Source organism: Kitasatospora sp. NPDC057512, assembly GCF_042802135.1.
GTDB lineage: Bacteria > Actinomycetota > Actinomycetes > Streptomycetales > Streptomycetaceae > Kitasatospora.
The window spans coordinates 1-2,100 of the sequence record NZ_JBHVET010001068.1; the positions used below are offsets into that span (position 1 = coordinate 1).

The window sequence follows — 2,100 nt, forward strand, 5'->3', positions numbered from 1 at the left end:
GTCCTGGCGGCCGCGGGCGCGGTGGTCGCGGTGCTCGCCTGGGCGGTCGACCGCCGCCGGCCCGCCCCGGTGGCGACGGAACCGGCGGCGGCCGCGATGACCACGGCCTAGCCAGGAGGCTCCTGGATCTCCCGGTGGGCGTCGGCGAGCAGCCGGTAGCCGGCGCCGTTGGCCTTGATGCCCGTCTTCTCGTCCTCGGTCAGCTCGCGGCGGACCTTGGCCGGGACGCCGGCGACCAGCGAGCCGGGCGGGACGACCATGCCCTGCGGCACCACCGCGCCGGCCGCGACCAGCGAGCCGGTGCCGATCCGGGCGCCGTTGAGCACGGTGGCGTTCATGCCCACCAGGACGTCGTCCTCGACCGTGCAGCCGTGCAGCACGGCGTTGTGGCCGACCGAGATCCGCTCGCCGACCACCAGCGGGAAGCCGGGGTCGGCGTGCAGGGTGCAGTTGTCCTGGATGTTGCTGCCCGCGCCGACGCTGATCGACTCGGCGTCGCCGCGCAGCACCGCGCCGTACCAGACGCTCGCGCCGGCGGCGACGGTCACGTCCCCGACCACGACGGCGTTCGGCGCCACGAAGGCGCCCGGGTCGACGGCGGGCACCCGGCCCCCGACTGCGGCGATCAGCGGCTCTGCCATGGGTCGTCCTCCTGTGACGGTCGGCGGTTCTGTCGCCGGTCAGCGTAGGGGGTCGGTCACGGTGCCATGCGGGCGAGGTCGGGTACGGCGGCCGCCGCCTGGGCGCCGCACAGGGCGGTCGTGGTCACATTGCGCCAGGCGGTGTTGGCGGCGTCCGGGTCCGGGGCGTCGTAGTAGGTGGTGTCGGCGGCGAACGTGCGCCTGCCGTCCGGAGCGGCGAGCATCATCGTGCTGTAGCCGGGGATGCCGCCGGCGTGGCCCCAGAACGGGCCGCAGGGGGTGTCCAGGCGCTGGAGGCCGAGGCCGTACGTCCGGCCCTCGCCGTGGTCGGTGGTCTGCTTCATCGCGGCGAGTTCGGCCGGGCGCAGCAGGCGGCCGCCGAGCAGGGCGTCGAGGAAGGCGGTCAGGTCGGTGGTGGTGGAGATGCCGCCGCCGGCCGAGCCGGCCATGGACGGGTTGAGCACGGTGACGTCGGCCGGGCCGGTGTCCGTCCTGACGTAGCCGTGGGCGTGCGGGCCCGGGATGAACGGGAGGTCGCCGGACATCCAGGTGCCGGTGAGCCGCAGCGGGCGGATGATCCGGCGGGTGACCTCGTCGTTCCAGCTGTGGCCGGTGAGCTTCTCGATGATCATCCCGACCAGGATGTAGTTGGTGTTCGAGTACTGCCAGTCCTCGCCGGGGGCGAAGGCCGGCGGGTAGGTGTTCGCGATCTCCACCAGGTCCCGCAGCCGGTAGGGCTTGTAGCGGCGGTCGGCCAGCCAGTCCCGGTCGACCTCGAAGGCCCGGTCCCGGGTGTAGTCGGCGACGCCGCTGGTGTGGTCGAGCAGCTGCCGGACGGTGATCGCGGTGCTGTTCGGGACGATGCCCGGCAGCAGGCACTCCAGGCGGTCGTCGAGGTCCAGGCGGTGCTCGCCGACGAGTTGGAGCAGGGTGGTGGCGACGAAGGTCTTGGTGGCGCTGCCGATCCGGAACGCGCCCTCCGGGTCGGCGGGTTCGCCGGTGCCGAGTTCGGCGACGCCGGTGGCGTTGCGCCAGACCAGTCGGCCGTTCTCGCGGACGGCAGCGAGGGCGGAGGTCGAGTAGCCGGGGTCGGTCATCCCGGCGAGGGCGGCGTCGGCGGCCGTCCAGTCGCTTAGCCGTTCGGCGGCGCCGTCAGTGCCGGTGCCATCGGTGGGCGTGCCATCGGTGGGCGGGCCGCCGGTGACCGCGAGGTGCACGGCGCCGTGGCAGCCGGAGGCCGGCGGCCAGTCGGCAGGCCCGGCGACGGCGGCCGGGGCGAGGGTGGTGAGCAGTCCCGCGCCCACGGCGACGGCGACGGCGACGCGCAGGGCGGGCCGGCGGCGGGCGGGGGCGGTCGGGTCGGCGGTCATGCCGTCCTCCCTGGTCCGGGGTCGGCGGAGTAGGCAACTCCGGTCGGCTGGTGCTCACTTAACACCATGCCGGATCGGCCGGACCGGAT

At 74.7% G+C, this 2,100-nt stretch carries 2 protein-coding genes; both read right to left on the reverse strand.

The window, feature by feature from the left end:
* Positions 1-107: 107 nt before the first annotated feature.
* Positions 108-641 carry a gamma carbonic anhydrase family protein gene (locus tag ACFU6K_RS37660; RefSeq protein ID WP_380670958.1) on the reverse strand — a complete coding sequence of 178 codons (534 nt, stop codon included), beginning with the start codon at positions 639-641 and terminating at the stop codon, positions 108-110.
* Positions 642-697: 56 nt separating this feature from the next.
* Positions 698-2,011, reverse strand: coding sequence for a serine hydrolase domain-containing protein (locus ACFU6K_RS37665; RefSeq protein ID WP_380670960.1), 1,314 nt, complete (start codon positions 2,009-2,011; stop codon positions 698-700).
* Positions 2,012-2,100: the final 89 nt, after the last annotated feature.

Bases quoted from the DNA above. Each gene is read 5' to 3' on its own strand.
- ACFU6K_RS37660 (WP_380670958.1), bottom strand. From the start codon at position 641: ATGGCAGAGCCGCTGATCGCCGCAGTCGGGGGCCGGGTGCCCGCCGTC.
- ACFU6K_RS37665 (WP_380670960.1), bottom strand. From the start codon at position 2,011: ATGACCGCCGACCCGACCGCCCCCGCCCGCCGCCGGCCCGCCCTGCGC.